Below are 7,505 nucleotides of genomic sequence, written 5' to 3'. Positions count from 1 at the left end.
GCATATGGATTGTTTTAGATTTGATTGTTACCCCTTTTCTCCACCCTAACTCACCCCCTGCCCCCTCTCTTGCCACAAGAGAGGGGAAGCGCCCGCTAACATCTATTTTATCAAGGTGTTATGCGCGGGGTGAGTTTCCATAGTTAAGAGTGGCAACTATCATATTCTACTGCAAATAAAAGGTACTCAGTAGTTTAACCGGACAGTTCTGATGGAAGATATTAAACCATGAAGACACAAAGACACAAATTTGCATAACATGCTATATATACTATCTTTGGCAACTATTAAATATTAACATCCAAAAGATATAAAAAATAAAATCCGCGAAAATCCGTGTTCTGTTTTATAAATAGATCTGGATAAATGCCGATATGTGAATTTTTATTAACGCACGTGTTTTTTTTATGGCGTTGAGCGTAATCCTTTTATATCCTGTAGAAAATGACAGCGCAGAATGTGTGATGTTTCAGGGGATGTCGCAATTATTTATTCGATCTTGCCTTTCGTCCATTGATATATCCTCGGATCATTTCGAATCGTGTTTCTCGCCTTATTCACATTGAACGTGTTTTCCGTACTATCATATGACTGCAACGCATAATAAACAGATTATTCTTGTCGCGGCAACAGCCGGCTCTTTTCTGACACCGTTCATGGGTTCGGCGGTCAATATCGCTCTTCCCACAATCGGGCGGGATTTCGGTCTCAGCGCCATCGTGTTGAGCTGGATAGCGACATCGTATCTCCTCGCAGCCGCGGTTTTTCTCGTCCCGTTCGGAAAGATTGCCGACATTTACGGGCGCAGAAAGATATTTACATCGGGCATAATGATTTATGCGCTGGCGTCATTTTTATCCGGAATCGCATGGTCTCCCGCATTCCTTATCGTTTTCCGGGTCATGCAGGGAATTGGCGGCGCCATGATTTTCGGAACGGGAGTTGCCATAATCACTTCGGTATTCAGTCCGGGGGAACGTGGGAAAGCGCTCGGTTTCAATGTTGCGGCGGTTTACCTGGGACTGTCGCTCGGCCCCTTTCTCGGCGGATTCATAACCGGTCACCTTGGCTGGAGGAGTATATTTTTTCTCAATGCGGTCATCGGTTTGCTGGTCGGCGTGCTCATTGTCTGGAAACTCGAAGGCGAATGGGCCGAAGCGAAAGGGGAATCGTTCGACTGGGGTGGATCGGTTATTTTCGGTTGTTCGCTTGCCGCGCTCATGTACGGTTTTTCACGGCTTCCGGCTGCATATGGGGGATGGCTCATTCTGGCAAGCTGCGGAGGAATCGCGGGATTTATCATATGGGAGTTGAAGGTGAAGAGCCCCGTTTTGCCCATGAATCTCTTTTTCCGCAACAGGGTATTCGCGTTCTCGAATCTGGCAGCCCTGATCAATTACAGCGCAACATCCGCCGTGGGATTCCTCATGAGCCTCTATCTCCAGTATGTTAAGGGTCTCAGACCCCAGGAGGCAGGTCTGATTCTTGTGTCCCAGCCGCTCGTACAGGCTGTTTTTTCGCCCCTGGCAGGAAGGCTCTCGGACAGGATCGAATCGAGAATCATCGCCTCGGCAGGCATGACGGTGACCGTTATGGGACTCGTGCTGCTGACATTCCTCGATGCAACCACAACGCTGACATACATCGGTGCTTGTCTGGTCGTGCTTGGTTTCGGCTTCGCGCTCTTTTCTTCGCCGAATACCAATGCGATCATGAGTTCCGTCGACAAGCGGTTTTACGGCGTCGCGTCGGCAACTGTCGGAACGATGCGATTGACCGGCCAGATGCTGAGCATGGGAATAGCCATGCTGGTTCTTGCCGTGCATGTCGGGAATGTGAAAATCACGCCGGAAAATCACCCGCTTTTTTTGATAAGCATGAAAACGGTTTTTATTCTCTTTGCAGCCCTCTGTTTCGGGGGGATTTTCGCATCGCTTTCAAGGGGAAATGTGCGATGAAATGGTTTAATCAAAAGAATTCCTCGGAGTTTACTCCGAGGTAACAGTTTTTTCTTTTTTTGTATTTAGAAATTCTGGTGACACGAAGTGTCAGGAGATTGGCGAAATACCACGTAGTTCACTGCGGGGATAGTCAATTTAATGACCATTTTGTTGGCACTATTGTTATATTATCAGCGTATAATACGGGAACAATGCCGTTACACCGGTCTATCCTTAAAGTTTAATAGAACACGGTTTTTCGCGGATCGGGCGGATTTGAATTTTATATCATTGGTAGTAATGTCAACATTTAAGTGTAACTAAGGATAGTATTAATAATATATTATATCTTTTTGTGCCTTGGTGCCTTTGTGGCAAAGCATATTTTCATGAATAATCAGGATTAAGTAACTCCTGATACAGCGATATGAACAGAGCATGTACTCATGAAAATGACAAAATTTCTCCCCATGTTCATAAAAAAATCGCTGCGGACAGCGAGAGATTATCTCGATTATCTTCCCTATCGCGGAAATGGAAGGTATTGTCCGATCTGTAAAAAAAGCTCGAAAAAATTTGGGAAATTCGGTATCCCGCCTCGTGATGATGCATTGTGTATGTATTGCAAGTCACTTGAAAGACATAGGCTTGTATGGCGCTGTTTTGAGACGAAGACCGATCTTTTCGATGGGCGGTCCAAAACGATGCTCCATGTTGCTCCGGAACAGGGTATGGTAAAAATTCTCGAAAAAAGAATAGGTTCCGGTTATGTCACAGCGGATCTCAACAGTCCCGAGGTCATGGTTAAGCTTGATATAACGCAAATACCCTGCGGCGACAAATCATTCGATGTAATCTATTGCAGCAACGTTCTTGAACACATACCCGACGATAAACGCGCCATTCGTGAGTTGTACAGGGTGTTAAAAGCCGATGGATGGGCAGTTATCCTTGTTCCGGTTACCGCTGATGTCACTTTCGAAGATGCGTCGATTACCGAACCGGAAGAACGGCTCAAATACTTCGGGCAGGAGGATCATGTCCGCAGGTATGGCCCCGATTTCATTACACGACTCGAAGAGCCGGGATTCATTGTCAGGGTAATATCTCCTCACGATATACTCAGCCGTGAGGAAATCACGTTGATGGGCATTACCGCTTCGGCCGGAGACATCTATTTCTGCACGAAACAATAGAATATAGAGCCGATTCTTGACCGTATCAAATCCTTCAGGTCAATGATCGAACGCCTGAAAAAGATAAGCCCTCCCGATAAATCGTGTGAATACAGGGTTAAAAATCGAGTATCTTCTTATAGAGGTCGGGTCTGCGGTCATCCCAGTAGGGGGCAATCTTCTGCCATTCCTTCAGGCGGTTGAAATCGGTTTTGACCGTGAGCGTTCCCTCTGCATTGCCGAGTTTGCCCGCGAGTGTTCCCCACGGTGTCGCAACGCATGAATTTGCCAGAAAATAGAGGAACTGGTCGTTCCCGCAGCGGTTACAGCTCGGGATGTAGACCTGGTTTTCCCATGCTCTTGTCCGGACAAAGGCATTGTAGAATTCCGGATCCCAGCCGAATTTATCGCAGTCCTCGGTGGTGACCATGCCGGTTGAATGGGTGATGATACCGGCGCCTTTTGCCGCAATGGCCCGTGTAAACTCCGGATACATGATATCGTAACAGATTATGCTCCCCATGGTGCCGAACTCGGTTTCAAAAATGCACAGGTCGTTGCCCCGGCTGAAGGTCTGGTTCTCGGTCAGCCAGAGGTGCGCTTTGCGGTATCTGCTCACCAGGTTTCCCTTCGGGCCCAGAACGGCGAGCGAGTTATAGATATCGCCTCCCTCCTTTTCGGGGAGGCCGAATATCACATAGGCGTTCGCCTTTTTTGCGGCTGCTCCCACCGCTTCGGTTGCGGGGCCCGGAATGGTCTGGGCGACCTGAACATATTCATCCCGTGAAAAGAGAAACGCAGAGAGCCCCATCTCGCATGAAACCATGAGATTTGCCCCTTCCTGCGCGGCGCCCTCGACACGGCCGATGATTTTTTTGAGGTTTCCCTCGATATCCTTCTGGTTGGAATCGATCTGTAACAGAGCGATGGTAAGGTCTTTCATGGCTGTCTCTCCACGGTTTTTCGCGATCACAGGGGATGGTCCCGAAGCAAGGGCACCCGCCCCGGCAAGCGCGACGGTCATGATGAAATCCCGACGGTTCGGGTAGAATGTTTTCATGGTGGTTACATCCGGCTTTAATAGTCCGATTGACATAATGAAACCATATGGTGCATATATACCGTAAAAGAAATGATAATTAACCCTGACAGACAAATCAAATGCAAAAACGGGTTATTTTCGTGGCCGATATCGATATGACAGTAGGTTCACGATTATCTGGTGCGGAAAGCGTACACACATATAAAAAAGATATGCATATGCTGTCATGTATGGTTATACTAATTCTATCCCATCGAAATAATAGATTGATTATGTGAGTCAGCACTTTTGAAAACAGGAGGGAATAATGCGCCGGTGTGGGAAGAAATCGTTTATCCGGACAGTCGCAATTGTGAGTTTCGCAGTCTGGGCTCTGTCAGTGTTTGCGCAGGAGGATGCGAAAGAGCCCGGTTCCGGGAAAAAAGAGAGCGAGTTCTATTCGGTGAAAGGATACCGTCACGGTGTGAGTTTTTTCAAAAAAACCCACTACGAAGAGATAAAACCGCTCAAGGAAGGCGAGCTCGATTTCAGGCATTATCATACCTATGACGAAATCATCGGATTCCTGAAACGATGGGCTGAAGAATATCCCGACCTTATCGACCTGTATGAAAGCGGGAAAACCTTCGAAGACCGTGACATTTACCAGGTGACCCTGACCAATAAGAAGACGCTCAAGGATACCGACAAACCCGCGATGGCCATTGACGCCAACCGTCACAGCGGAGAAGTCACCGCAGCCGAATCCGCCCTGTGGATGCTCAATTACCTCCTGACCAACTATGGGAAAGACAGGGAAATCACCGAACTCGTCGATACGAAAGCGTTCTATTTCAGGATAAAAAACAACCCGGACGGGTCCGAGATGTATCTCCGGACGGCGCAGAGCAACCGGAGCTCAGTCCGCCCTCATGACGACGACCGCGACGGCCTTCTTGACGAGGATCCGGGAGAGGACCTCGACGGCGACGGATTCATCAGGCAGATGCGGAAAGCGAATCCGGACAGCGGGAACTATGTCATCGATCCGCGCGATACTTCCCGTCGGCTCATGAAGCGGGTGAAGGACGGCGAAGGCGACTGGGACGTGTACAGCGAAGGAACCGACAATGACGGCGACGGGAAATACAATGAGGACGGTGTCGGGGGGCTCGATCTCCACAGGAATTACCCTGAAAACTGGCGACCCGAACCCGGACAGGATACCACCGGACGAGGCTGGACACAGGGCGGCGCCGGTGAGTATCCCCTGTCCGAGCCGGAAATCCAGTCGTTCGTGCTGTTCCTTCTCAGACACCCGAATATCGGCGTAGTCAATTCCATGGATACGAGCGTTCCCATGCATCTCCGCGGGCCGTCAACCTCGAACAGCGGGGAGCGGATGTATCCCGAAGACCTCGCCCTGTTCCGTCTGTTCGACAGCGAGGGCAAAAAAATCACCGGCTACCGGTGGGCCGGAGACACATATAACGATTACAGAACCCGCAGGAAAACCGACCCCGTGACCGGAGAGCCGACGAAGGCGATTCCGCTGTTTGGACACGGGCCTGATTTCGGATACTGGTATTATGGCAGCATCTGGTACGGCGATGAGCTGTGGTGCACGGGTGAGATGAAGGATTATGACGGCGACGGTAACTATGACGAGTATGATGCCCTCTGCTGGAATGACGAGGCATGCGGGGGCAGGGAGTTCATGCAGTGGACGGCATACGAACACCCGCAGCTCGGAACGGTCGAGATTGGGGGATTCAATCCGAAATTCTTCAGCCAGAATCCCCCCGTACAGTACCTCGAAGAATGGATACGGAAAGAAGCGATGTTCAACATCTATCTGGCAAGGCAGCTGCCCCAGGTCGAAATAACATCCGCAGTTGTCAAACCATCGAAGAACAAGGACGAGTACGATGTTACCGTGACCTTCACCAACACCGGATTTCTCCCGACCGCGCTCGAACAGGCAAAGCTTGTGAAGATAGTGAGACCGGACCGTGTGCGCCTCGAATTCGATAAAGAGCTGACGAAAGACCGCAGGAATAAAAAGGTAGAAATCACTTTACCCGATACCCAGGACAAGAATGTTGAGGTGGAGTGGACGAAAAAGGGAGAGATCAAGACCGCGCGTTTCCGGGTCAGGCTGAACGGCATCGAATCGGCAAAATGCACGGTGCATGTGTTGTCCACCCGTGGCGGGCATCGGACGCAGGAAATCGTGATCGGGAAAAACGACAAATAAAATACTGTGATCCATTCATAAGTTTAACAGAACACGGATTTGAATTCTATATATATCATTGTATTACTATCGATTTTAAATGTGACTAAAGATAGTATTAATAATATATTATGTCTCTTCGTGCCTTTGTTTCTTTGTGGTTAAATATTTTCATGAATAATCAGGGCTCATTACAGAAAAACTTTGAGGAGTTGCCATGGATCAGAAAACCATGAAAAACCGAAGATCGTTTCTCAAGCAGTCAGCCGCAGCAGCAGGAGTGATTGCGGCGGGATCGGCAGCCGCTGCAGAAGCCAAACGTCCCCGATTCAAGAGAAAAAGCCCCTCGTCGGCAGAACTGCTCGAAGTGGGTGTTCTCACCACCCAGGGAGGTCATATCGACAGCATCTGGGGCCCGCTCATCAATCCGACCGGCGACAAGATGCGGGTGACGGGGATGGTGATGACAAGCGCCTGGGATATCAATCCGGAAAGTCTCGACAGCTTCGCGAAAAAGTACAATGTCAGCAAAGTGAAGAATTACTATGACATGGTCGACAAGGTGGATGCCATAGTCATAGCCGATTTTGCCTCGCTTTTCTGGTTTCAGGACCTCGTGCGCCCGTACCTCGAAGCGGGGATTCCGACCTTCATCAACCGTCCCTTCGCATCGAGCCTCAAAAATGCCCGCGACATGATCGAAACCGCCCGGAAAGCCGGAACACCCATCATGTGCGGCTCTTCGCTCGAATACGTGCAGGCGGTCGACAGCATCCGTCAGGCGCTGCCGGACCTCGGGGAGCTGACCGGGTATGTCGCCGACAACGCCATGAGCGACTATGCCACCCATGGCGTTCACGGTATCTATTTTGTCTATGCCTGCGTTGGCGGCGGAGTTAAAAGCGTTTCTTACCAGACCGGCGACTGGACTCGCCCGAACGGCATCATGACCTTCGGATACAAGGGCCGGAACGGGGGCGCCGATTTCTGGGGGAGCCTCCTCCAGCCGTACCGCTCGGGAAGTGCATGGATCAAGGTGTACGGGAAAGGGCAGGCAAAACGGAGCGACGGGTACTTTCTCGATGTGACAGTGGAACGCCAGATGGACTGGCCCCGCGAGGGACGGGGCCCCG

At 50.0% G+C, this 7,505-nt stretch carries 5 protein-coding genes; 4 read left to right on the top strand and 1 reads right to left on the bottom strand.

Annotated elements, in window-relative coordinates:
* The first annotated feature begins 587 nt into the window (after window positions 1-587).
* Together LLG96_00760 and LLG96_00755 are read left to right on the top strand one after the other, a co-directional pair.
* On the top strand, window positions 588-1,958 hold the full coding sequence (locus tag LLG96_00760; protein MCE5248727.1) for an MFS transporter: 1,371 nt from the start codon (window positions 588-590) through the stop codon (window positions 1,956-1,958).
* A 686-nt stretch (window positions 1,959-2,644) separates the two neighbouring features.
* Entirely contained in the window at window positions 2,645-3,136 is a 492-nt protein-coding gene (locus LLG96_00755; protein MCE5248726.1) for a methyltransferase domain-containing protein, read from the top strand.
* 97 nt (window positions 3,137-3,233) lie between these two features.
* Here the strand turns inward: LLG96_00755 and LLG96_00750 are convergent, their stop codons facing one another.
* The gene (locus tag LLG96_00750) at window positions 3,234-4,175 is read right to left on the bottom strand and encodes a carbon-nitrogen hydrolase family protein (GenBank protein ID MCE5248725.1); all 942 of its coding nucleotides are present in this window, start codon (window positions 4,173-4,175) and stop codon (window positions 3,234-3,236) included.
* 289 nt (window positions 4,176-4,464) lie between these two features.
* Between LLG96_00750 and LLG96_00745 the strand changes: the two genes are divergently transcribed.
* Together LLG96_00745 and LLG96_00740 are read left to right on the top strand one after the other, a co-directional pair.
* Complete coding sequence (locus LLG96_00745) at window positions 4,465-6,393, top strand: M14 family metallopeptidase (protein ID MCE5248724.1); 1,929 nt, start codon at window positions 4,465-4,467, stop codon at window positions 6,391-6,393.
* 196 nt (window positions 6,394-6,589) lie between these two features.
* A partial coding sequence (locus tag LLG96_00740; GenBank protein ID MCE5248723.1) for a Gfo/Idh/MocA family oxidoreductase occupies window positions 6,590-7,505 on the top strand: 916 nt, incomplete at its 3' end.

The organism is bacterium (genome assembly GCA_021372535.1).
Classification (GTDB): Bacteria; Latescibacterota; Latescibacteria; order Latescibacterales; family Latescibacteraceae; genus JAFGMP01.
Note: the sequence above shows the minus strand (reverse complement) of the source record. Positions and strands in the feature narration are given on the sequence as shown.